At 63.7% G+C, this 21,072-nt stretch carries 20 protein-coding genes and 4 tRNA genes; 18 read left to right on the top strand and 6 right to left on the bottom strand.

Features of this window, described 5'->3' with window-relative positions; translation table 11 throughout:
* Positions 1-78: 78 nt before the first annotated feature.
* Positions 79-426, top strand: coding sequence for a DUF4229 domain-containing protein (locus tag MHX66_RS01450; RefSeq protein WP_239198817.1), 348 nt, complete (start codon positions 79-81; stop codon positions 424-426).
* A gap of 19 nt (positions 427-445) precedes the next feature.
* Entirely contained in the window at positions 446-1,156 is a 711-nt protein-coding gene (locus MHX66_RS01445; RefSeq protein ID WP_239198814.1) for a hypothetical protein, read from the top strand.
* 59 nt (positions 1,157-1,215) lie between these two features.
* Here the strand turns inward: MHX66_RS01445 and MHX66_RS01440 are convergent, their stop codons facing one another.
* From MHX66_RS01440 to MHX66_RS01420, 5 genes are all read right to left on the bottom strand, one after another.
* Positions 1,216-2,112, bottom strand: a complete 897-nt coding sequence (locus MHX66_RS01440) for a 1,4-dihydroxy-2-naphthoate polyprenyltransferase (RefSeq protein WP_239198811.1) — start codon at positions 2,110-2,112, stop codon at positions 1,216-1,218.
* Between the two features lie 132 nt (positions 2,113-2,244).
* The gene (locus MHX66_RS01435; RefSeq protein ID WP_239198808.1) at positions 2,245-3,594 is read right to left on the bottom strand and encodes an AMP-binding protein; all 1,350 of its coding nucleotides are present in this window, start codon (positions 3,592-3,594) and stop codon (positions 2,245-2,247) included.
* Between the two features lie 71 nt (positions 3,595-3,665).
* On the bottom strand, positions 3,666-4,022 hold the full coding sequence (locus tag MHX66_RS01430; RefSeq protein WP_239198805.1) for a hypothetical protein: 357 nt from the start codon (positions 4,020-4,022) through the stop codon (positions 3,666-3,668).
* 222 nt (positions 4,023-4,244) lie between these two features.
* Positions 4,245-5,189: a DoxX family protein gene (locus MHX66_RS01425; protein WP_239198802.1), complete on the bottom strand. Its 945-nt coding sequence runs from the start codon at positions 5,187-5,189 to the stop codon at positions 4,245-4,247.
* A 94-nt stretch (positions 5,190-5,283) separates the two neighbouring features.
* Positions 5,284-6,246 carry a 1,4-dihydroxy-2-naphthoyl-CoA synthase gene (locus MHX66_RS01420; RefSeq protein WP_239198799.1) on the bottom strand — a complete coding sequence of 321 codons (963 nt, stop codon included), beginning with the start codon at positions 6,244-6,246 and terminating at the stop codon, positions 5,284-5,286.
* Positions 6,247-6,290: 44 nt separating this feature from the next.
* On the opposite strand from MHX66_RS01420, the gene MHX66_RS01415 reads away from it, so the two are divergent.
* The 5 genes from MHX66_RS01415 to MHX66_RS01395 all read left to right on the top strand — a co-directional run bounded on the left by MHX66_RS01415 (position 6,291) and on the right by MHX66_RS01395 (position 11,910).
* Positions 6,291-7,409 carry an o-succinylbenzoate synthase gene (locus tag MHX66_RS01415; protein WP_239198796.1) on the top strand — a complete coding sequence of 373 codons (1,119 nt, stop codon included), beginning with the start codon at positions 6,291-6,293 and terminating at the stop codon, positions 7,407-7,409.
* 11 nt (positions 7,410-7,420) lie between these two features.
* Positions 7,421-9,283 carry a 2-succinyl-5-enolpyruvyl-6-hydroxy-3-cyclohexene-1-carboxylic-acid synthase gene (gene menD / locus MHX66_RS01410; RefSeq protein WP_239198793.1) on the top strand — a complete coding sequence of 621 codons (1,863 nt, stop codon included), beginning with the start codon at positions 7,421-7,423 and terminating at the stop codon, positions 9,281-9,283.
* Positions 9,280-9,756, top strand: a complete 477-nt coding sequence (locus MHX66_RS01405; RefSeq protein WP_239198790.1) for a DUF3592 domain-containing protein — start codon at positions 9,280-9,282, stop codon at positions 9,754-9,756. The genes menD and MHX66_RS01405 overlap by 4 nt, the downstream gene beginning before the upstream one ends.
* A gap of 92 nt (positions 9,757-9,848) precedes the next feature.
* On the top strand, positions 9,849-11,195 hold the full coding sequence (locus MHX66_RS01400; RefSeq protein WP_239198787.1) for a glycosyltransferase family 1 protein: 1,347 nt from the start codon (positions 9,849-9,851) through the stop codon (positions 11,193-11,195).
* A gap of 28 nt (positions 11,196-11,223) precedes the next feature.
* Positions 11,224-11,910, top strand: coding sequence for a demethylmenaquinone methyltransferase (locus MHX66_RS01395; RefSeq protein WP_070488079.1), 687 nt, complete (start codon positions 11,224-11,226; stop codon positions 11,908-11,910).
* 34 nt (positions 11,911-11,944) lie between these two features.
* Here MHX66_RS01395 and MHX66_RS01390 read toward each other — a convergent pair whose 3' ends face one another.
* Positions 11,945-13,408, bottom strand: a complete 1,464-nt coding sequence (locus tag MHX66_RS01390; RefSeq protein ID WP_239198784.1) for an FAD-dependent oxidoreductase — start codon at positions 13,406-13,408, stop codon at positions 11,945-11,947.
* 176 nt (positions 13,409-13,584) lie between these two features.
* Between MHX66_RS01390 and MHX66_RS01385 the strand changes: the two genes are divergently transcribed.
* The 11 genes from MHX66_RS01385 (at position 13,585) to MHX66_RS01335 (ending at position 21,054) form a co-directional block, all read left to right on the top strand.
* Positions 13,585-14,595 carry a polyprenyl synthetase family protein gene (locus tag MHX66_RS01385; RefSeq protein WP_239198781.1) on the top strand — a complete coding sequence of 337 codons (1,011 nt, stop codon included), beginning with the start codon at positions 13,585-13,587 and terminating at the stop codon, positions 14,593-14,595.
* 123 nt (positions 14,596-14,718) lie between these two features.
* Positions 14,719-14,800, top strand: a tRNA-Tyr gene (locus MHX66_RS01380).
* Between the two features lie 180 nt (positions 14,801-14,980).
* Positions 14,981-15,514 (top strand): type 1 glutamine amidotransferase domain-containing protein, encoded by a 534-nt coding sequence (locus MHX66_RS01375; RefSeq protein ID WP_239198778.1) that lies wholly within the window; start codon positions 14,981-14,983, stop codon positions 15,512-15,514.
* A gap of 201 nt (positions 15,515-15,715) precedes the next feature.
* Positions 15,716-15,788 (top strand) — tRNA-Thr (locus MHX66_RS01370).
* Between the two features lie 73 nt (positions 15,789-15,861).
* A tRNA-Met gene (locus MHX66_RS01365) sits at positions 15,862-15,938 on the top strand.
* A 252-nt stretch (positions 15,939-16,190) separates the two neighbouring features.
* Positions 16,191-16,263 (top strand) — tRNA-Trp (locus MHX66_RS01360).
* A 40-nt stretch (positions 16,264-16,303) separates the two neighbouring features.
* Positions 16,304-16,648 carry a preprotein translocase subunit SecE gene (gene secE, locus MHX66_RS01355; protein WP_034986243.1) on the top strand — a complete coding sequence of 115 codons (345 nt, stop codon included), beginning with the start codon at positions 16,304-16,306 and terminating at the stop codon, positions 16,646-16,648.
* A gap of 85 nt (positions 16,649-16,733) precedes the next feature.
* Positions 16,734-17,684, top strand: coding sequence for a transcription termination/antitermination protein NusG (gene nusG / locus MHX66_RS01350; RefSeq protein WP_239198775.1), 951 nt, complete (start codon positions 16,734-16,736; stop codon positions 17,682-17,684).
* Between the two features lie 155 nt (positions 17,685-17,839).
* Entirely contained in the window at positions 17,840-18,280 is a 441-nt protein-coding gene (gene rplK / locus MHX66_RS01345) for a 50S ribosomal protein L11 (RefSeq protein ID WP_034986238.1), read from the top strand.
* Between the two features lie 85 nt (positions 18,281-18,365).
* Positions 18,366-19,076 (top strand): 50S ribosomal protein L1, encoded by a 711-nt coding sequence (gene rplA, locus MHX66_RS01340; RefSeq protein WP_239198772.1) that lies wholly within the window; start codon positions 18,366-18,368, stop codon positions 19,074-19,076.
* 205 nt (positions 19,077-19,281) lie between these two features.
* Positions 19,282-21,054, top strand: a complete 1,773-nt coding sequence (locus MHX66_RS01335; protein ID WP_239198769.1) for a TIGR03773 family transporter-associated surface protein — start codon at positions 19,282-19,284, stop codon at positions 21,052-21,054.
* The last annotated feature ends 18 nt before the right edge of the window (positions 21,055-21,072 follow it).

Genomic DNA, 21,072 nt, shown 5'->3' with positions numbered 1-21,072 from the left:
CAGCATAGAGGATTCACCCGCGTTCACTTCCAGCCGGTGATTACCGGTTATCCAGGGGGTGAACGTAGTGTTGGGGTCGTGACTAATGATGATGTAAAGGCAAAGGACACGACGGAGGACCAGAGCCCGTCGGTCGACAAGGGCAAGGCTGTACGCGACATTGCACTGTACGGCTTCTTACGCCTGGCTTTGTTCCTAGTGCTGACGTTCATCATCCACATGGTCGTGGTGTTGCTGGGAATGGCGAACTACTTCCCACTGCTGATCAGCATGACGTTGGCGCTGATCCTGGCTCTGCCGCTGTCGATGTTCATGTTCAAGGGCCTGCGGTTGCGAGTGACCCGACAGGTGGCGGCGTGGGATGCCGATAGGCAGGCCCACAAGCAGGAGCTGCGTAACCAATTGCGCGAGCGCCTGGACGACTAAGGCGATTAAACTGACTGCCATGTATGGCAGACCCCAGGACGTTGTGGTGTGGGTGAACCCGCGAACCCAACGTGGCAAGCAGCTCGGCGGGCTGGCTATTGGCCTGCTCTTCGTTGCTCTCGCTGCGGGGTGCGTGGCCATGATGGTGGTCGAGAAGACTCTGATTCCGCTGGTAGCCCTCGCGCTGGTGGGGCTTGCGATGTTTGGCTGGTACACCAGCCAGCGACAGGCCAACGCGCGGGCTACTTCCAGTACGACGATCAACCCGGCGCTTGTCGTGGACGATTCGGGGGTAGGGGATGCAGCTATACGAATCCCGTGGAGCGACATTGTGCGGGTGAACGTGATCCGCACTCGCTATCGAAGCGTGGGGCCAGAGTCGGTGGGGCTGGGCCCCGAGCTTGCCGATAAGTGGACGCGCAGTGCCGGGGTTCTGGATGAGGAGTTTGCGCTTGAGGTGGTGCTCCGCCCTGGTAGCCCCGGTAATCCTGGTAGCCCCGGTAGTTCTGGCGTACCGACGCAGTCTGCGTTGGATGTGTATCGCATCCAATCGGTGCAGGGGGTGGCAGCAGTGCCGAGCCTGCCGCGAGGAATCTACGAGGTCGATGCGATCGGGGTGACCTTCAAGTTGGGCTCCGCTGTTCCCATGGCATGGCGGGATGGCCTGGCCCAGCAGATCGCGGACAATGTCCGCTTCCGCGGGGTGGACTTCGGCCCGGCTCCCGCGTAGCCCAAAGCTAGCTCTGTTTAGGCAAGCCGGCTCTGTTTAGGCCAGCGAGACTGCTCAGGCTAGGCCAGCAGGGCGGCGGCAAACTCCAGGACCGACCACAGCAGCATTCCGCGGCCGAGCATGCCCAGCACGGGGATCAGCGCCCGGCCCTGTGCGCCGCCGGTCACCGGGCGGGCTGCTACTACGAATAGAGGGACTGCCAGCAGGGCGATAAGCCCCCACCAGTGGCCGATGCTGATGCCGATGGTGACGATCACGGCTAGGGAAACCAGCCCCACCCACAGGCGGCGGGTGTTTGCGTCCCCCAGGCGAACGGCCAGGGTGATCTTGCCGGTGGCGGCGTCAGTAGGAATGTCCCGCAAGTTGTTGGCTAGGTTCACGGCGCTGGAGAGGCTGCCGACGGCGATGGCCAGCAGCAGGCCGCGCCAGCTTACGCTGCCGGTCTGGGTGAATTCTGTTCCCAGTACTGCGACCAGGCCGAAGAACACGAACACCGCGACCTCACCCAGCCCTCGGTAGCCGTAGGGGTTCTTGCCGCCGGTGTAGAACCATGCGCCGGCGATGCAAGCCGCGCCGACGAGAACCAGCCACCAGGCGCTCAGCAGGCTCAACGCGATGCCGGCGACCACTCCTACGCCGAAGGAGGCAAATGCCGCGTACTTGACCCTCTTCGGCTCCACGAGGCCACTGCCGGTTAGGCGCAGTGGGCCGGAGCGGTCGTCGTCCGTCCCCTTGATGCCATCGGAGTAGTCGTTGGCGTAGTTCACGCCGACGATCATCGCTAGGGCGACAACGCCGGCCAGTACGGCCCGCAGGGGGTTTGCCTCGCCCGCCAGGGTGGCCGCCGCGGTGCCAGCCAACACCGGGGCAACGGCGTTCGCCCAGGTGTGAGGGCGTGCTCCCTCCAGCCACTGGGCCGGGGTTGCGCCGGGATACTGCCTGGGGGTGGAAGTCATGGTCCGCCTTTCTTGGGGCTCGCACTGGGGAGCAGCGCCCGCGAGTATGGGGTGCCGCAAACCTCTTCAGTTTAGTCCTTGGGTGCCGGGACCCAAGCTCGTAGGTGCTGGGGTGTGTAGGTGCCGGGGCGTTTACGAGTGCGGCTGCCCGTAGAGCTCGTCCAGCATCGCGGCGGCTTGCTGCCGGTCGGTCTTGCCCGGCCCAGTGGTCGGCATCTCGCGGATAGCCCAGGCACGCCTGGGAACCAGACCTGGCCCCGCCTGCCCGCGCATTGCCTCGCGCACCAGGTCGGTCACTTCGCGGGGGTGCTCGGCCGCGCCGTTGCCAGCCTCTCGCAGTACCACCAGCGCCCCGATTGACTCGCCGAACTCCGCGTACTTGGGATCCTCCACGCCTGCCGCAAACGCAGCCTCGGCTCCTGGAATCTGCTGGCAGATGGCCTTTTCCACCTCTTCTGGGAGCACCTTGTAGCCGCCGGTGTTGATGGCCCCGTCGGCGCGCCCAAGAATCCGCAGCGTGCCGCCCGACTCTTCGCCGCCGCCTGCTAGAACGCCGCCGTCCAACACCCCGATGTCGGAAGTCACGAACTCACCCGCTACCGGAAACGCCTCCCCTGAATCCACGTTGCGGTACCCGTCCGCCACCATCGGCCCGCTGATCCGCACGCGTCCGGCGCCGCGCTCGTCCGCGCCGTCGATCCGCACCCGCGCGCCCGGCAGGGGTTGGCCGTTGTACACCATCCCGCCCGCCGTCTCGCTGGAGCCGTAGGTCAGCGCGATCTGTGTTCCTTCCTCGGCCATCGTTTCTATGACGCCCTCACGCGCTGCCGCGCCACCCACCAGCACGCAGGCGTAGCGTTTCAGTGCCTTAACGGCGGCGGGGTCTTCAGCGATTCTTTCCAGCTGTGCGGGTACGAGGGAGGTGTAGAGGTCCACGCCCGGGTAGGTTTCCGCCAATGCTTCTGTGTCTGCGATGAAGCCCGCTGCGGTGAAGCGCGCGTCGGCGTGCGGGCGCTGAGCTTGTCGGTGTTGGGCTTGCAGGTGCGCGGCGGCCAGGGGAGTGTAGCCCGCTCGCAGGCTGCGGAGCATCACCTGCAGTCCAGCGATGTGATGGGCCGGAAGTGTGAGCAGCCACGCCCCCGGCTGTGCTTGATAATGGCGCTCAATAAAGGAGGCGGTGGCGTCCGCGCTAGTGGTGAGCTGCTGCGACCCGAGCACCGCACCCTTCGGTATGCCTGTGGAACCAGAGGTGCAGGCGATGAGTGTGCCGGGCGCCACCACGTCGTCGTCTAGAGAACTCCCCGCGCGCATTTGTTTTGGCAGTTCAGGGCAAGTTTGTTCCCAATCTGCGGGGAGGGGGAGAATGGAGATTTCTCCCGCGAGCAGCCGCTTAAGAGCCTCTAGGGAGGCAGCGAAAAGCTCGGGCGAGGCCGCGCTGATGACGGTCGGCTGCAGGGGGACGAGGGAAGAGTTTCCGGTCATGCTGACCAATGTACAAGTCGGCTTGAACAGCCCGCCCCGGTCATCCTGGTTGGGTATCGAGGGGGACGAGGCTAGCTGGCTTCTAGGCCGAACTCCTGGACTCGCTTCACGGTGGACTCCAGCTCCGCCGGGCCGGGGAGGCGCTTGTGGACGGCGAGGAAGCTGGCCTGCACATCCTGGCGGGTGGCGGGAGTCTTTCCGGTGTCGATGAGGTAGGCGATGATGTCGAGGTAAGAGGGGCTGCGGGTATCCAAAGCGTTCAAGAAGGGGGTAGGGAGGTCACGGTTGGCTTCGAGGTAGATGCGGTACTCCTCGGGGAGGGGGAGCGCATCGGCGACATCGGTCGCATCGAGGGCTGCCGGATCGGGTCCCTCGGTGGTGTCGGTGGCCCAGAGCTTGGCTCGGATCTGACTAAATGGGTTGAACATGGTGCGCTCTCTCCTTCCTCAAAATCCGTGGATTTGCAATATTAAAACATAGGGTAATCAACAATTGTTGGAAAAGTCAAGCATTTTTTCTACCCACCTTATTTGGGTTTAGAGAACTCAAAAACAAAACCCCGCAGGGGAGGGTTTCTGCCCTCCTGCGGGGTAGTGGTGCTGCTAAGCGGCTCAAATACTCAGATGCAGAGCGCGGGTGGCCTGTGGCTTTTAGTCGCCACCGCCGCCATCTCCGCCGCCACCGTCTCCACCGCTGGAGCCGCTGTCCGAGCCGGAGCTGGGGAAGCCGCCAAAGCTGTTGTTGGAGGGGCCACCGCTCTGGTCGCTGTTCCACTGGGTGGTAGGGGCATCAGCGTCGCTGCCGTTCGTCATGCCCGCCGCACCAGCGCCACCGGCAACGCCAGCGGCGCCAGCACTGCCAGCGTTGTCCGTGCCACCGATGGTGTAGCCAGCGTAGCCGTCGTTTCCTCGATTGTTCCAGGGTTTACTGTTCTGGGACTTATTGCCCTGGTTGTTGCCCCAGAAGTTGGAACTCTGGTTGTTGGGGGCCTGCGCGGGCGAGCCCTGGTAATTGGAGCCCTGGAAGTTAGAGCCCTGGTTGGCGGACCCATAGCTGCCGTACGGGCTCTGCCCAGTATTCGGAGCTGCGTTCGGGGCTCCAGCCGCTCCGGCAGGCGCGGCTGCGGGAGCATAGCTACCGTTGGCCTCCTTCGCCGCTGTCTCCTTATGCTCCTTGCGTTCCTTGCGGGCACGTACGGGCGTCATAAAGAGATAGTCCAAGCTAAAGCGACCCGAGCCGGACGCAGCCAGGGCGAGGCCCGCAGCACCCAGAACCCCGACGAGCTCCCAGCCGCCGTCGGCAACGAAGACACCCTTGCCCCAGTGCGCGAAGCCGAAGGCGAAGCTCATCTGGATAAACAGCAGCGGGCCGACAACTCGAACCAGCAGGCCGAGGATCAGCAGCACGCCCGCGGCGAGCTCGAAGTAGGTGGCGATCTGCGCGGAAGCGTTCGGCCACGGCACGCTCATGGACTCGAAGGATTGTGCCGTGCCGTCGATGGTCCAGGAATCGTACTTTTGCCAACCGTGGGCGATCAACACGATGCCCACGAGGATGCGGGAAATCGTGATGCAAATATCTTTAAAAATATTCATGTCGCTAACGCTACCAACTTAGCGGTGGCATGGCCGGGCTTGTGGCAGGTCAATCTGCTACAGATAGAGGCCAGAGTGGGCCTGGTCAGCGGGCCTAGTAGTAGTACGGGAAGTCGTCCCAGTTCGGCTCGCGCTTCTCTAAGAAGGCATCCTTGCCTTCTACTGCCTCGTCGGTCATGTAGGCCAGGCGCGTAGCCTCACCTGCGAAGACCTGCTGGCCCATTAATCCGTCGTCGGTCAGGTTGAAGGCGAACTTCAGCATGCGCTGTGCTGTGGGGGACTTGGTGTTGATCTTGCGACCCCATTCGATGGCGGTGTCCTCCAGGTCCGCGTGATCCACCACACGGTTGACGGCACCCATCTGGTGCATCGTTTCAGCGTCGATGGCCTCGCCGAGAAAGAAGATCTCGCGGGCAAACTTCTGGCCCACCTGCTTGGCGAGGTATGCGGAGCCGTAGCCTGCGTCGAAGGAGCCGACGTCGGCGTCCGTCTGCTTGAACTTCGCGTGCTCGCGGGAGGCCAGGGTTAGGTCGCACACCACGTGCAGGCTGTGCCCGCCGCCAGCGGCCCAGCCGTTGACTAGGCAGATTACAACCTTCGGCATCGTGCGGATCAGGCGCTGCACCTCCAGGATGTGCAGGCGGCCGCCCTCAACCTTCGCGCGGGCCTCGTCCACCCCTTCTGCGCCAGCGGCGGCGACGTCCGAATCGTGGCTGGTTGCGTACTGATAACCGGAACGGCCACGGATGCGCTGGTCGCCGCCGGAGCAAAACGCCCAGCCGCCGTCCTTCGGGGAAGGCCCGTTGCCGGTCAACAGGATGGTGCCCACGTCCGGGGTGCGGCGCGCGTGGTCCAGTGCCCGGTACAGCTCATCGACGGTGTGCGGGCGGAAGGCATTGCGGACCTCTGGGCGGTCGAAGGCGATGCGCACGATGCCGTTGGCGCGGCCCTCGCCGACGTGACGGTGGTAGGTGATGTCCGTGAAGTTGTCTACGCCCGGCACATCGACCGGGCGCCACAGCTCGGGGTTGAAGGGGTTGTTGCTGGAATCAGTCATGCCCGCCATTCTATCGGCCGGCCGCTTTTGGCAAGGTAGGAAGCATGAACAGTTCCGCCCCGTCTTCTAACCCGTCCTTCCCGCTGCCGTCGCTCGCCGAGTTACTCGAGCGCGCCGACGTGGTTGCCCTGCCGATGCGGGTGTCCTTCCGTGGCGTGACTGTACGCGAGGCCCTTCTTATTGACGCCCCGTCCCAGTGGGCCGAGTTCGCCCCCTTCCCGGAATACGAGCCGGCCGAGGCTTCCCTGTGGCTGCGTTCGGCGATCCAGTACGGCTATGGAACTAGCCGTTCAGCCCCCGCCGACGAATGGGTTGCCGTCAACGCGACCATCCCGGCAGTGGACGTAGACGCCCAGCCGGGGATCATCGGCGAGCTCATGGAGCGTTATCCCGGCTGCACCACCGTGAAGGTCAAGGTCGCGGAGAAGAACGCCCTGGCCAACGATCCGGCCGCCAGCATGCGCCAGGACGTTCAGCGCGTCCGCGCAGTTCGGCAGTGGTATGCGGACCAGGGGATTCGTGCCCCGAAGATCCGCATGGATGCCAACGGCGGCTGGACCGTCCGGCAAGCCCTGGAGGTTGTGGAAACCCTCGCCGCCGATGGCCCGCTGGATTACGTAGAGCAGCCCTGCCGCACCGTCGCCGAACTGGCGGAGGTGCGCCAGAGCCTCATGCGGCGGGGATTGTTTGTGCGGGTTGCGGCCGACGAGGCCATTCGTAAGAGCGCGGATCCGATCACAGCGGTCAAGGAGGTTACCGACGCAGGGGCGTGTGACGTGGCCGTGCTCAAGGTGCCGCCACTCGGGGGCGTGGATCAGCTCCGCCGGGTGGCCAGCGAGGTCGCGCAACGCGGCGTGTCCATCACGGTGAGTTCGGCCCTGGATACTGCGGTTGGCCTGGGTGCCGGCCTGCAGGCCGCCGCCAGCTTGGTGCACATCGATGACGACGGCATGGTCGCCGAACCCAACGCCGCCGGGCTGGCCACCGGCACGCTTTTTGAACACGACCTCGCAGAGCGCCGAATCGTCGATGGCCGCATGCACACCGGCGCTGTAACCCCCGATGCCGACCGACTGGCGGAGTTCCGCCTTACCGGCGAGAGGCGTGATTGGTGGCTGGACCGCCTGCGTGCGGCTTATAGCTACCTGGAGGGCGGAAGGTAGATTGTGGAACTGTGACTAACGCTGATAGCTCTTCCCAGGATCCGACTCAAGGCTCTGGCACACACTCTGCTGCGCTGCCCAGCCCCGTTGCAGTACGTGCGGGTTTGGTGCTGGTTGACCAGCTGATTCGCAGCGGTGTGCGGGAGGCAGTGCTGTGCCCCGGCTCGCGGAACTCGCCGCTGAACCTGGCGTTCGTGGAAGCGGAAAGGGTCGGGCGGGTGCGCCTGCATGTCCGCACCGACGAGCGTTCGGCGGCTTTCCTGGCGCTGGGGCTGGCGAAGGTTTCGCGCAATCCGGTGCCGGTCGTCATGACTTCCGGGACGGCCGTGGCTAACTGCCTGCCGGCCATGGTGGAGGCCACGCTTTCCGGCGTGCCGCTGGTTGTGCTCTCGGCGAACCGGCCGCTCTCTATGCTGGGCTCGGGGGCGAACCAGACCATCGACCAGGCGGAGATCTTCGGCACCCATTCCGTATGCACCCTGAACACCGGCGAGCTGGCGCTGGAAGGCGCCGCTGCCGACACCACAGCGGAGATCCGCGACCTGGTGCGCAAGCTAATCGCTGCGGCAACGGACCCCATCGACGGCGGCGGAGCCCACCTGGACGTGCCGCTGCGGGAACCCCTCGTGCCGCCGACGCTGGACGAGCTTTCGCTGTGGGCCGGTGAAATTGCCGCCACTGAAGACGGCGCTGAAGATGCGGAAACGACCGAGGGCGCACAAGGCTCTCACGTGCCCGGCCAGCTCGCCCGCGGTCCCCGGAAGCTGCCCTATGGCCAGGTCGAGGTAGACCTGTCGCGCCGCACGCTCGTCATTGCGGGATCCGTCAGCGACGTCGCCTGGGCGCGCTCGATCATGGACGAACTAGCGGACGTGCCGACCATCGCGGAACCCGTAGCCCCGGCACCCGACTTCCCCGTGCACAGCGCGGCCGTAGACATGTTCAGCACCCAGGTCGTCAGCGACGGCGAACACTCGGCGGTCACCACCCCGGAACAGATCGTGGTGATCGGCCGGCCAACCCTCCACCGTGGCGTCACAAAGCTCCTGGCCAACAAGGACATCAACGTCATTGCCCTCAGCGACACCCGCAACATCACCGACGTTTTCGACAACGTCGATGAGGTCGGCAGCACCGTCCGACCGCGCGGCGAGCAGCCGGAAAGCTGGCTGCAGGTCGCCCGCGCCATCAGCGACATGGGCGTAAATCAGGTGCGCGACGGGTTGGCCGAGCACGACCCGTTCACCGCGGTGCATGCTGTGGCCGTTGTTGCGGACGCCCTGCGCGACGGGGACCTCTTGGTACTGGGGGCGTCTACGGCGGTGCGGGATGCCTCCTGCGCCGGGCTGCCTTTTGATGGGGTGCAGGCGATCGCCAACCGTGGGGCGGCGGGGATCGACGGGACCATCTCCACCGCCGTGGGCGCGGCGATGGCGCACGCCCACGCTGACCCGACTGCGATCCGCGCGCCCCGCACTATTGCCGTGATGGGGGATCTGACATTCGCCCACGACCTCGGCGGGCTGAATATCGGGCCGCTCGAACCGCGCCCCGACAACCTGCTGATCGTGCTGACCAACGATAGCGGCGGCGGGATCTTCGAAACCCTCGAGCCCGGAGCCGAGAGTTTGCGCACCTTCGCCGACGGTACCGAAGCTTTCGAGCGCGTCTTCGGCACGCCACTGGACCTGGACTTCGCGGAGCTCTGTGCAGGGTTCGGAGTGGAACACAAGCTGGCTACCAGCGTGGAGGAACTCGCTACAGCCATCGACGAGCACGCCGAAATCGGCGGAAGCGGGATCACGGTGCTGGAAGTGAAGGTGAGCAGGCGTGGGCGTCAAGAAATAGAAAAAAGAATTGCGGGCAAGCGATGAGCAGCACAACAGACCCCGCGAGGAGCGACGAGCTCACCCCGAAACAAATTCGCACGGCGCGCAGGCTGCGGCGTGCCAAGCAAACCGTTATCGCGCTGGCGGGGCTGGTAATGCTGGTGTGCGGCGGGATGATTGTGACCTCTGCGATGGATGACTTTGCGATCTCGCGAGACAAAGCCGAAGCGACGGCGGAGGTGGTCTCGGTGCAGACGCTGCGGACTACCGTGCGTTTCCGCGACGCAGAAGGTAATTTCCGGCAGCCCGAAGAGGGGCTGAAGTACCCTTCCGGCCTGGTGGAAGGGCAGAACGTGCGCGTGGAATACCAGGTCAGCGACCCCGAGAATGTGAAGGTGCAGGGGAGGGGATGGACGTTGGCTTTCCTGCCGGCGCTGTCGTCCATGGCCGTGGGGCTGGGCGTGTGCGCCATGTTGATGCTGATGATCCGCATCTGGCAGAAGAAAAATAAACTTTGAGTAATGAAAGTAACCTTCTGTTTGCCTAGACTTGTAAATGTTTTTACCCAGACGAAACGCGGGCGTGAACTGAAAAAGGGACGCTGAAGGGTATGCGAGTTGCAATTGTTGCCGAGAGCTTTCTGCCTAACGTAAACGGCGTGGTCAATTCCGTCCTCCGCGTGCTGGAGCACTTGCGTGCCAATGGGCACGAAGCGCTGGTGATCGCCCCAGGGGCAACGAATGGGCAAGAGGAAATTGCGACCTACGAGGGCTACCGCATCGCCCGCGTGCCCGCCGTGGACGTGCCGGGCATTAACTCCCTGCCGATCGGCGTGCCGATGCCGAGCGTGTACACGGAGCTGAAGAAGTTCCAGCCAGACGTGGTTCACCTGGCCAGCCCCTTCGTGCTCGGCGGCGCGGGCGCCGTGGCAGCGCGGGCACTGAAGCTGCCTTGCGTGGCTATCTTCCAGACCGACGTGGCGGGCTTCGCCAACAACTACAGGATGAAGCTCCTATCCAAGATGGCGTGGCGCTGGGTGCGCGTCATGCACAACATGTGCGCCATGACGCTTGCCCCGAGCTCCGTGACGATGCGCGAGCTGGAAGAAAACCGGGTGCGGGGCGTGGCGCACTGGGGCCGCGGCGTGGATACGGAACGCTTCCACCCCTCCAAGCGTTCCGACGAGCTGCGCCGCGAGTGGCTGCTGGAAGGCGAGAAGAAGCGTGGCAACGCTGGCGAGGCCGCCGACCTGGAGGGCCGCCGCACCATCGTCGGCTTCGTCGGCCGTCTGGCCGCCGAGAAGTCCGTGGAGCGCATGGCTGCCCTGAACGGCCGGGACGACGTGCAGCTGGTAATCGTCGGCGACGGTCCGGAGATGGAGGACCTCAAGTCCCGGATGCCCACCGCAGTATTCACCGGCGGGCTGTACGGCGAGGATCTGGCGCATGCCTTCGCCAGCCTGGACATCTTCGTGCACACCGGCCAGTACGAGACCTTCTGCCAGGCGATCCAGGAGGCCCAGGCTTCCCGCGTGGCGACCATCGGCCCGGCTGCCGGTGGCCCGATCGACCTCATCAAGCCCGGCCACAACGGCTACCTTCTGAACGTAGAGAACTTCGAGTCCGAGCTGGTCGAGGCGGTGGACACCATCCTTGCCGGGGACGTGGATACCTACCGCGACAACGCCTTCGAGGGCGTGCAGAACAAGAGCTGGTCCAGCCTGTGCGACCAGCTGCTCGGCTACTACCGCCAGGCCATCGCGCAGGGCGGCAAGGCGGCCCCGCGCAAGGGTTCGCAGCGCGACTTCACGGGTGTGCGCGAGGTGCCCCGCCCCGCAGCTGAGGAGACCACCGCGCAGGCCACCGTTGAGACTTCGGCCAAGCCAGCCCCGCAGGTCAGCGCCGAGTCCACGGCCGACTCCGCCGCGCAGGTCGGCACTGAACCCGTCGCGAAGTAAACGCAGCGCCCGCGCTAAGATGTGAGTCGTGTCTCGGGCAAGTTTGGAAAAGAAGCCGCATGAAGTCGCGTCGATGTTCGACGCGGTAGGCAAGAACTACGACCTCACCAACACGGTGTTGAGCTTCGGCCAGGATCGCTATTGGCGCATCCGCACCCGCAAGCGCCTCGACCTAAAGCCCGGCGACCTGGTGCTCGACCTCGCCGCGGGCACGGGCGTATCCACCGAAGAGTTTGCCCGCACGGGCGCCACCTGCATCGCCTGCGACTTCTCCTTCGGCATGCTCGCCGCCGGCTCCCACCGCAACGTGCCGATGGTGTGCGCGGACGGAACGAACCTGCCGTTCGCCGACGCGACCTTCGACGCGGTGACGATCAACTACGGCCTGCGCAACATTGTGGATTTCCGCGCCGGCCTGCGCGAAATGGCGCGCGTGACGAAGCCCGGCGGCAAGCTCGCCGTCGCGGAGTTCTCCACCCCCGTCATCCCGATCTTCAAGACGGTGTACAAGGAATACCTGATGCGCGCCCTGCCGAAGGTTGCGAAGGTAGTTAGCTCCAACGCGGATGCCTACGAGTACCTTGCCGAATCCATCCGCGCCTGGCCTGACCAGGAGGAACTCGCCGCGGAGATCCGCGACTGTGGTTGGCGAGAGGTCGGCTGGCAGAACCTCACCGGCGGAATCGTGGCGCTCCACAGCGCGATCCGCGACTAACTGGAACTCATCCGCGCGCGGCCAGTAGCAGCGGCTACTTCCGCGCGGCGAAGGGCTCGTCGATCGGCGCGAGGTTCACAACCCTTCCTGCACCCCGCCACAGCCTGGCCGCCACGTCGCGGTCGGCGGGGCTCACGAGGTTCCCCATCAGGCGCGTCGCCACGCCCATCACGCGGTTCGCCAGCGGCCCGCGCATGCCCAGCGGCCCGAGCGCGCTCATCAGTCCCGGCATCGTCAACACCACCGCCAGCCGCCGCGCCAGCCCGAACGCCTCGCCGTAGTGTTTCTGCAGTTGATTCGTCCATTCTGGCTCCATGCCGGCGCCGTTGTGGCCCTTTATTTTGGACGCCCACTTCTCCGGCCCGCCCCACTGATCAACCAACAACCGGACCAGCAGCTCGGCGGATTCCAAGGCGTAGTCGATGCCTTCGCCGTTCAGCGGATTGACCAGGGCGGCGGTGTCCCCGATGGCGGCCCAGTTGGGGCCGGCCACGCGGCTGACGGCTCCGCCCATCGGCAGGAGGGCGGAGGTGATGGATTCCGGCTCTCCCTCGATGGCCCATTCGTCGCTGACTTGGCGCGCGTAGTCGCGCAGCAGCTTCTTGGTGTTTACCTTGGCGGGGCGCTTGGTGGTGGCCAGCACTCCGCAGCCGAGGTTCGCTTTGCCGATGCCTTCAGCCGGGCCGCGATCCACCTCTTCGGCCGGATTGCCCAGGGGGAACACCCACCCGTAGCCCGGCTGGGCGGTTCCGGAAGCGTCGTTACGCTCCAGGTGCGAGTGAATCCACGGCTCATCGCCGAAGGGGGTGTTGATGTAACTACGGGCCGCGATGCCGTGGACCAGCCCCTTATCCCACTGCACGCCCAGCTTGCGGGCGATGCCACTGCGCACGCCCTCGGCCAGGACGAAGAAGCGCGCACGGATCTTCACGGGCGCGGATGAACCTTGCGCGCCCTCACCGGTGCGAGTGCCCGCGACCTCGCTGAGCTGTTGGGTTACTGGGTCCGGGGTGGCGTCATTAATCTTCGCTTGAATAAAACGAGCACCCGCCGCGATGGCGATTCCGGCGAGGGCGGCATCCAGGCGCGTGCGGGGGATGGCCGAGCCGCGTTGCGGGAAGTTTCCTGAAGGCCACGGCGCGGTGATGGAGCCGCCGAAGCCGTGCAGCTTGAGGCCCCGGATGTAGGGGGCGCCGTCGAGGAGGTGGAGCGCGCCCATCGACTCCAGGGAGGCGACGGCGCGTGGGGTGAGGCCATCGCCGCAGGTCTTATCGCGGCCGATAGGGAGGGGGCTGGGTGCAGTGCCCGGCACAGAACCTGCCGCAGTGCCCGGCTTAGAACCCGGCACGTCGGCCATGTCCACCATTGCGACGTCCAGGCCAGCGCGGGCGGCGTGGAAAGCGGCGGCGGCACCGGCCGGGCCTGCTCCGATGACGGCGAGATCGCACTCGATGCTGTGGGAGCCAACGGTGGAAGTTTCAGAAGCGGGGGGATTCATCGACACCCATTGTTCCACGCGGGTGGGGAAGGGCTGGCGGGGAGGTCGAGGCGTAGATCGCACGTGCGTTAAACACCGCCACGTTAATCGACTAAAGTGTCGGTAGACATGTAAAAGACCGCATGTGAAACACCGCATGCGCAGTTCAAGAGGAAAAGTCGAGGCTGACCACGGACATGCCAAGTGCCACACCCCGTAAACCGGCGCTCCCTGACGTGGGGGATGCGCAACTAAACGAGGCCTTGGGCCAGTCGATGCAGCAGGTTGAACAGCTGCTGAAGGATCGGTTGTCGGTTGGCGAATCCTTCCTCACCGACAAAATCAGCCACCTCTTCGAGGCGGGCGGCAAGCGCTTCCGCGTGATGTTCGCCCTGCTGGCGGCTCATTACGGTGAGAAGCCGACCGCGCAGGAAGTACACGAGGCAGCTGCCGTGGTGGAACTGACCCACCTGGCAACGCTGTACCACGACGACGTGATGGACGAGTCCGACCAGCGCCGTGGTGCGGAATCCGCGAACAAGCGCTGGAACAACTCCGTGGCCATTTTGGCGGGCGACTACCTGTTCGCTATCGCCAGCGACATCATGGCAACGCTTGGCACCCAGACGGTGCAGCACTTCGCGGAGACCTTCCGGGAGCTGGTGACCGGCCAGATGCGCGAAACCATCGGCGCCCGCGAGGGGGAGGACGAGATTGAGCACTACCTGACCGTCATCCAGGAGAAGACGGGCGTGCTCATCGCTTCGGCGGGCTGGCTCGGCGCACTCCACAGTGGCGCTTCCGAGGAACACCGCGAGGCACTGTTCCGCTTCGGCCGTAACGTCGGCCAGATCTTCCAGATCGTTGACGACATCATCGACATTTGGGCCGACCCGGAGGTCTCCGGCAAGCAACCTGGCACGGACTTGCGCGAGGGCGTGTTCACCCTGCCGGTTCTTTATGCAATGCAGCAGGATGACGCCACAGGGGCGCGACTGCGCGAGATTCTCACCGGGCCTGTCACAGAGGATGCCTTGGTGGACGAGGCGCTGGAGCTTATCCGTGGCTCCGAAGGTCGCGAGAAGTCCTTTGAGGTCGTGCAGCGCTACCGCCAGTACGGCGAGGATGAGCTGGCCAAGCTGCCCGAGAACCAGGTGACTCAGGCGCTGCGCCACTTGATGGACTTCGCCTTGGAGCGCCTGGGATAGCTGGCGGAGTGGCCTCGGAGCCTGCGGGGCGCGCAGGGTAGCTTCCGGAGAGCTGCTTGAGCTGGCGATTTGCATAAGTTGGGGCTACTCGTAGTAGAGTTACCAGCGCACCGAATGGTGCATGCCAGATTGCCCGAGCGGCCAAAGGGAGCGGACTGTAAATCCGCCGGCTCTGCCTTCGTTGGTTCGAATCCATCATCTGGCACAGCGCCAAATGGCAAAAACGACAACCCGGTGGTTGCTTCCCTGTGTGGGAGGTGGCCACCGGGTTTTGCTATGCCTGGCGGACGGACGGCGAGACCGGAGACCAAGGGGGAAATCGGGGTGTCGCGGACCGGGTTTTGCTGGCACCATGGGGTCGTACATCCTCTAGAAAGGAGCAAACATGGCAAAGCTAGATGGCAAGCGCATTGGTGTTCTCGCGACGAATGGTTTCGAGGACTCTGAGTTCAGCTCTCCGGTTGAGGCTGTCCGCAATGCAGGTGGCGCAGTGACTGTCCTAACCCCTGGTGGCGAGAAGATTGAGGGCAAGAACGGTTCTACCTCTGAGGCGGATGCCTCTACCGAGAGCTCTCGTGACGCTGAGTTTGACGGGATTATCCTTCCGGGTGGTACCGGAAACGCCGACCAGCTGCGCATGGACGAGGCAGCGGTCGAAATTGTGAAGAAGCATGTCGAGGCTGGAAAGCCACTGGCCGTGATTTGCCACGGGGCGTGGATTCTTACCGACGCGGACGTTCTCCGTGGCCGTACCTTGACCTCGTACCCATCGTTGAAGACTGACCTCCAGAACGCTGGGGCGAAGTGGGTAGACGAGGAGGTTCACGTGGATAACGGGTTGGTTTCTTCCCGTACTCCGGCCGATCTTGACGCGTTCAATGCGAAGTTGGTCGAGGAGTTCGCCGAGGGGCAGCACTAGAAACTCCCAGCGCGGAGCCGGGTCCCAGATGGGGCTCGGCTCCTTTCTCTTTAACTACCTAGTTTGCCGAAGGGTGAGATGCTTAAAAGCGTTCCTGAACAGCAGATTTGTGATTATCATTGAAAACTGGTTATGCTACTTCAGGCTTTGATCAACGGGCCAAAGCGGATAGCCCCGCTAGGTTTGATTGATTTAAGTTGTGCCCCCTTAGCTCAGTCGGCAGAGCGTTTCCATGGTAAGGAAAAGGTCGACGGTTCGATTCCGTCAGGGGGCTCTGTCATTTTATGCGCCCCGTCACGCGACGTTAGACACAGACCGTTGGCGGTCCGTAGCAAAGTGGCGACGATGGCGGTGTAGCTCAGCTGGTTAGAGCGCACGACTCATAATCGTGAGGTCGAGGGATCGAGTCCCTCCACCGCTACCACTTAAGAACAGAACCACCCGGTGATGTAAATCGCCGGGTGGTTTTGCTTTTGCCCCTAACCCCGCAAGCCCCAGTACCCGCGCCCTATTTGGTCGCGCGGTCGTTATCCTGCTATTGTTTTTGAACGTTGCACTGAATGTGTGGCGTGGAAGCTACAAGCTCAGCAGATGGGCACTGTATTTCCTCGCTATCAGGATGTTGCTTCACCTATGTTGATCTGGTCGCGTACACTCGTGAACCAGAACTTCGATTAGGGGCGTGGCTCAATTGGCAGAGCAGCGGTCTCCAAAACCGCAGGTTGCAGGTTCAAGTCCTGTCGCCCCTGCACGATCTTCCTTGCAGGTACCTTTAAGGAGAACTTAGACGTGAGCGACGAGAGCAAAAAGACCGCAGCCGGTAAATCCGGCAATGGCGGCAGCCTTCGTCCGTCCGGCAAGCGTCAGGTGGCCGGTCAGGCCACCACGTCCCGCGCGGTCGCGAACTCCAACTCCAAGGCTCCGGAAGTTGTAAAGACCCGCAAGAACCCCTTCAGCGCCATCGTGGATTACATCCGCGGCGTGATTGCTGAAATGGGCAAGGTTATCTGGCCCACGGGTCGCGAGATGGTGAACTACACCATCATCGTCCTGCTGTTCCTAATCTTCGTCTGCGCCCTTGTGGCCGGCACCGACTGGGCTGCCAGCTGGGGTCTGCGACAGATCATGCGCTAACTTGTGTTAAGCTAGCAAGCATCAACTTATATACCGCCTTCGCCGCCCGGCGATAGGCGGATTTTTAATGATGGAGGGTGCTTCCATGACCGAAGAGAACCAGAACAACCAGAACGGCGAGGCCGTCAGCGCAGAGAGCCTGGCTGCAGCCGCTCAAGAAGACGTACAGCAGGCCGTTGCTGAGGCACACCAGGACGTTGCGGGTGCTGAGGCTGAGGGCGTCACTAATGATGACGCCGCAGCACCAACCACCGAAGGGGCCGAAGAAACGGCGAACGCCGACGGCGCCGAAGCTTCCGAGGCTTCCGCAGCAGCCGAGGGCGGCGAGGGTGCAGAAGGCGAAGCCGAGCAGTCCGCAGAGGACGCTGCGATGGCTGCCTACAAGGCTCGCCTGCGCCAGTTCATGCGCGCGCTGAAGAAGCTGCCGGGCGAGTGGTACATCATCCAGTGCTACTCCGGCTACGAGAACAAGGTGAAGACCAACCTGGAGATGCGCGCCCAGACCCTGGGTGTGGACGAGCAGATCCACGAGGTTGTCGTGCCGATCGAGGAAGTTGTGGAGCTGCGCGACGGCAAGCGCAAGCTGGTGAAGCGCAAGCTGCTGCCGGGCTACGTGCTGGTGCGTATGTCTCTGGATGACGCCTCCTGGTCCGTTGTCCGCGATACCCCTGGCGTGACTAGCTTCGTCGGCAACGAGGGCAAGCCCACCCCGGTAAAGATCCGCGAGGTTGCGAAGTTCCTGCTGCCGCCGGAGACCGCGAAGCCGCAGGAATCCGAGGATGGCGAAGAGGCAGCTACCGGCGTGGACGTATCCGCAACGGGCGTGGCCACCCCGCCGAAGCCGGCCAGCGAGCAGGTTGTGGTGGATTACGAGGAGGGCGAGTCCGTCACCATCCTGTCTGGCCCGTTCGCTTCCGTTTCTGCAACCATCAGTGAGATCGATGCTGAGAACAACCGCCTGAAGGCCATGGTCTCCATCTTCGGCCGTGAGACCCCGGTTGAGCTGGAATTTGATCAGGTAGAGAAGCTGAACTAGAGTTATGCAGGTTGTCCGTGGGCTTATGTTCGCGGCGCGACACGCAAGTTTTTCCATTTCCGGTAGCTGGTGCAATCCCGGCATCCGGTCGATGCGATTTTCCCGTGCTTACCCGTGCTGCGGGGTCGCGTTGATAACAGAAAGTAGGTTTAAAGATGGCTAAGAAGAAGGTCACTGGCCTTATTAAGCTGCAGATCCAGGCTGGTCAGGCTACCCCGGCACCGCCGGTTGGCCCGGCTCTGGGTGCGCACGGCGTGAACATTGTTGAGTTCACCAAGGCGTACAACGCTGCTACCGAGGCTCAGCGTGGCAACATCGTTCCGGTTGAGATCACCGTCTACGAAGACCGTTCCTTCGACTTTAAGCTGAAGACCCCGCCGGCAGCGAAGCTGCTGCTGAAGGCTGCGGGCATCCAGAAGGGCTCCGGCGTTCCGCACACAGACAAGGTCGGCTCCGTTACTTGGGATCAGTGCAAGGAGATTGCAACCACCAAGAAGGAAGACCTGAACGCCAACGACGTTGAGGCTGGCGCTGCCATCATCGCCGGTACTGCTCGCTCCATGGGCATCACCGTCAAGGACGCTCCGCAGAAGTAATTCCCTAACCGGATTCACACACCGTGGTAAGGCTGCTTGCTTGGCCTGCACCACAACTCCAACGAAGCTAAAGATTGGATTCACTATGAGCAAGACCTCTAAGGCATACCGCGCGGCAGCGGAGAAGATCGACGCTGGCCGCCTGTACACCCCGCTGGCAGCTGCTAAGGCTGTCAAGGAGACCTCCTCCAAGAACTTCGACGCTACCGTCGACGTTGCTATCCGCCTGGGCGTTGACCCGCGCAAGGCTGACCAGCTGGTCCGCGGCACCGTTTCCCTGCCGAACGGCACGGGTAAGGAAGTTCGCGTTGTCGTCTTCGCCGAGGGCCCGAACGCTACCGCCGCTGAAGAGGCTGGCGCTGACGTTGTTGGCACCGCCGAGCTGATCGAGAAGATCCAGGGCGGCTGGACCGACTTCGACGCTGCGATCGCTACCCCGGATCAGATGGCCAAGGTTGGTCGTGTGGCTCGCGTCCTGGGTCCCCGTGGCCTGATGCCGAACCCGAAGACCGGCACCGTCACCACCGACGTTGCTAAGGCTGTCTCTGAGATCAAGGGCGGTAAGATCTCCTTCCGCGTGGACAAGGCTGCTAACCTGCACGCCATCCTGGGCAAGGCTTCCTTCACCGAGAAGCAGCTGGCTGAGAACTACGGCGCTCTGATCGACGAGCTGCTGCGTCTGAAGCCTTCCTCCTCCAAGGGTCGCTACTTCAAGAAGGTCACCATGTCTTCCACCAACGGTCCGGGCGTGCCGGTGGACAACACCATCGTGAAGGACTTCACCGAAGAGGCTTAAGCCTCGTTTCCTAGATTCCTTCTAGGTTTTCGCACCCTCGTTGCCTTTGGGCGGCGAGGGTGTTTTCTTTTGCCTGAGGATGGTTCGGGTGCGCCGGTGGGGTAGCGGAGAAGGGGGCGCCACACCCGTTGTTTGAAAATGGTTACCACTTCACTATAGTCCTTAATAAAAACTAGACCCATTGTGTTTTAAAGGACTTAATCTGGTGCGCACATCACCCCTCGCGGCACTCTCAGTCGCTCTTCTCGCAGGCTTCGCAGCCTTCCTCGGTATTGGTAGCCTCGGCCCGCAGTCCCTACCTGAGGCAAAGGCCGATTCTGTCACCCTGAATCAGGGCCATATTGACGCCTTCCACGTCACATCCTCAGGCAAAGGCAACCTCAAGCTCGATCTGACCGAAGATGCCACTGGTTCCCACGTGACTCACGATCCGAACAACGTCACCTTGGAGGTCGGGGCGCACGCCTACGAAGCCCGCACCGCAGAAGTGGCGGAGGTCGGGGTGCCGACCTACTTCCTGCCGCAGACCCAAGCGCAGGACCTGATTTGGCCGGGCTGGGATACTCAGGGCGTCGCACCGCACTACCAAGGCGTTAAGATCAACTTCAATCGCGTGTGCGGCCCGGGCCGAGTGTTCATGTGGAGCCAGGCGTTCGGCGGCGGCGCCACCTCGCTGCTCTCGGACGGGGTAGAGGTCAAGTCTGGCAACAGCATCAACCAGGCTAACCCCAGCCACGTCCACGCCAACTGGGGCTTCGAGCGCCCCGGCCGCTACTCCATGCAGGTGCAGGCCACCGCTGACGGTGCTGAATCAGAAGTGAAGACCTACACCTGGGTCGTCGGTAAGTCCGACCAGGATTCCAACGCCGACGAACCCGCCGAGGGGGCCACCCCGTGCGGAGGCGAAGACACAGACGCTGGCGCCGGGGCATCGGACGACTCGAACAGCGGTGGTAACGCCAGCGGCGGCGCTACCGGCGGTGGTTCCGCTGGCGCCGGCACTGGGAACAAGGCCGGTTCCGCGAGCGCCGGTGCTTCCGGCAAGGGCAAGGCCGGAATGGCAGGAAAGTCCACCTCTGCCAGCAGCACTTCCAGCTCCACCGGCTCCGCGGGCACGCAAGGCTCGGCCACGTGCCAGAAGGGCGAGCCCGCCCTCCGCCCGCAGATCAAGGACGACCGCCAGCAGCCTCCGAAGTGGACCAGCCCCAGCGCGCTGAACTTCGGCCTGGGCTCCGGAGCGAAGACGAATCTTCCGCAGCCTCTCGGCCCTGTTGGAGCCGGCACCGCCTGGATGATCGGTGCGACCCAGTCCAACGGAGTGCCGTGGGTGGGCGTAAACACCATGCACCCTGACCTGCTGGCAAATACTCAGGGGGATGTCACCTTCAAGCTGACGTCCTTCAGCGGACCGGGCAGCATGTACGTCTTCGAGCAAGGCAACCTGGGCCAGGTTGTGGGCAAGGAATGGTTCAAGGCCAGCGGCGGGAATGCATCCGGCGCCCACGTGGTGCCGCGCAACTCGCACGTGCACCCGAACTGGGTGTTCTCTAAGCCCGGCACGTACAAGGTGGGCATCACCCAGACCGCCACCACCAAGCAGGGCAAGAAGATCAGCGCGCCTGCCACCCTGACATTCACCGTCGGCGGCAGCGGCAATGCCAACAGCGGCCACTTCGATTTCGGTGCGAGTGTCACCACTGACGGCGACTGTGCCTCCGGTGCAGCTGACGGTTCCGGCGCAGCAGGTGCGGGCGGAAGCGCAGCCGGTGGGGATGCCGGCGCTGCATCCGGCGCCGACGGCTCCCTCGCCGATACCGGATCAACCTCCGCGATGTTGGCCCTGGCCATCGCGGGCGCGGGCCTGATCGCCCTCGGTGCAGGCGTGGTCTACATGTTGCGCACGAATTCTCTGTCCGTAGATTCGGTGGCGTCTCTTCGTTCGATGACGCCCCCTCGATCCCCGGGCGCTAAGTCTTAAGGATGGGGCACGCAGCTT

This window comes from Corynebacterium sp. ACRPH (genome assembly GCF_022347285.1).
GTDB lineage: Bacteria > Actinomycetota > Actinomycetes > Mycobacteriales > Mycobacteriaceae > Corynebacterium.
Note: the sequence above shows the minus strand (reverse complement) of the source record. Positions and strands in the feature narration are given on the sequence as shown.

Bases quoted from the DNA above. Each gene is read 5' to 3' on its own strand.
- MHX66_RS01415 (WP_239198796.1), top strand. From the start codon at position 6,291: ATGAACAGTTCCGCCCCGTCTTCTAACCCGTCCTTCCCGCTGCCGTCG.
- MHX66_RS01405 (WP_239198790.1), top strand. From the start codon at position 9,280: ATGAGCAGCACAACAGACCCCGCGAGGAGCGACGAGCTCACCCCGAAA.
- MHX66_RS01385 (WP_239198781.1), top strand. From the start codon at position 13,585: ATGCCAAGTGCCACACCCCGTAAACCGGCGCTCCCTGACGTGGGGGAT.
- MHX66_RS01445 (WP_239198814.1), top strand. From the start codon at position 446: ATGTATGGCAGACCCCAGGACGTTGTGGTGTGGGTGAACCCGCGAACC.
- rplK (WP_034986238.1), top strand. From the start codon at position 17,840: ATGGCTAAGAAGAAGGTCACTGGCCTTATTAAGCTGCAGATCCAGGCT.
- MHX66_RS01430 (WP_239198805.1), bottom strand. From the start codon at position 4,022: ATGTTCAACCCATTTAGTCAGATCCGAGCCAAGCTCTGGGCCACCGAC.
- MHX66_RS01400 (WP_239198787.1), top strand. From the start codon at position 9,849: ATGCGAGTTGCAATTGTTGCCGAGAGCTTTCTGCCTAACGTAAACGGC.
- MHX66_RS01425 (WP_239198802.1), bottom strand. From the start codon at position 5,189: ATGAATATTTTTAAAGATATTTGCATCACGATTTCCCGCATCCTCGTG.
- MHX66_RS01375 (WP_239198778.1), top strand. From the start codon at position 14,981: ATGGCAAAGCTAGATGGCAAGCGCATTGGTGTTCTCGCGACGAATGGT.
- MHX66_RS01435 (WP_239198808.1), bottom strand. From the start codon at position 3,594: ATGACCGGAAACTCTTCCCTCGTCCCCCTGCAGCCGACCGTCATCAGC.
- MHX66_RS01390 (WP_239198784.1), bottom strand. From the start codon at position 13,408: ATGAATCCCCCCGCTTCTGAAACTTCCACCGTTGGCTCCCACAGCATC.
- rplA (WP_239198772.1), top strand. From the start codon at position 18,366: ATGAGCAAGACCTCTAAGGCATACCGCGCGGCAGCGGAGAAGATCGAC.
- nusG (WP_239198775.1), top strand. From the start codon at position 16,734: ATGACCGAAGAGAACCAGAACAACCAGAACGGCGAGGCCGTCAGCGCA.
- MHX66_RS01420 (WP_239198799.1), bottom strand. From the start codon at position 6,246: ATGACTGATTCCAGCAACAACCCCTTCAACCCCGAGCTGTGGCGCCCG.
- MHX66_RS01440 (WP_239198811.1), bottom strand. From the start codon at position 2,112: ATGACTTCCACCCCCAGGCAGTATCCCGGCGCAACCCCGGCCCAGTGG.